Genomic DNA, 1,026 nt, shown 5'->3' with positions numbered 1-1,026 from the left:
CGGCACGGCGGATGGCGTGGCTGCTGGGCGAGCGGGTCGGCGAGTCGGTCGGTTTCACCGTGCGCGGGGAGCGGGTGGCCGGGCGGCACACGCGTGTGGAGGTCGTCACGACCGGGGTGCTCCTGCAGCGGCTGCAGCGCGACCAGGAGCTGGCCGGGGTGGACGTGGTGGTGCTCGACGAATGCCACGAGCGGCATCTGGACGCGGACACGGCGGCGGCGTTCCTGTGGGACGTGCGCGAGACGCTCCGCCCCGGGCTGCGGCTGGTGGCCGCGTCGGCGACGACGGACGCGGAGGGCTGGGCACGGCTGCTGGGCGGCGCGCCGGTGGTCGAGGCGCGTGGTGCGGCGTACCCGGTGGAGGTGGTGTGGGCGCCGCCCGCGCGTGCGGTGCGGCCACCGCACGGGATGCGGGTCGATCCGGCGCTGCTGACGCACGTGGCGTCGGTGGTGCGGCGGGCACTGGCCGAACGGGACGGGGACGTGCTGGCCTTCCTGCCCGGAGTGGGCGAGATCGCGCGGGTGGCCGGGCAGCTCGGGGATCTGGGCGGTGCGGAACTGCTCCAGGTGCACGGGCGCGCGCCGGCCGCCGTGCAGGACGCGGTACTGCTGCCCGGGGAGCGGCGCCGGGTGGTGCTCGCGACGTCGGTGGCGGAGTCGTCGCTGACGGTACCCGGGGTGCGGGCGGTCGTGGACTCGGGACTCGCGCGGGAGCCGCGGGTCGATCACGCGCGGGGGCTGAGCGCGCTGACGACGGTACGGGCGTCGCGCGCGGCGGGGCGGCAACGGGCGGGTCGGGCCGGACGTGAGGCACCGGGAGCGGTGTACCGCTGCTGGGCGGAGGCGGAGGACACGCGGCTGCCGCAGTACCCCTCGCCCGAGATCAAGGTGGCCGATCTGACGGCGTTCGCGCTCCAGGCGGCCTGCTGGGGCGATCCGGACGCCTCCGGGCTGGCGCTGCTGGATCCCCCGCCGGGCGGGGCGATGGCCGCGGCCCGCTCCGTCCTGACGGCGATCGGGGCGGTGG

1 protein-coding gene is annotated in these 1,026 nt (G+C 77.4%); it reads left to right on the top strand.

Annotated elements, in window-relative coordinates; translation table 11 throughout:
* Positions 1–1,026: helicase-related protein (locus B9S61_RS09385; protein WP_146064762.1), on the top strand; the 1,026-nt coding region annotated here is incomplete at both ends.

The sequence above is a fragment of the Streptomyces sp. SM1 genome (assembly GCF_002910825.1).
Taxonomy (GTDB): Bacteria; Actinomycetota; Actinomycetes; order Streptomycetales; family Streptomycetaceae; genus Streptomyces; species Streptomyces okerensis.
The sequence above is the reverse complement of the archived record's forward strand: the minus strand, read 5'-3'. Positions and strand labels throughout refer to the sequence as shown.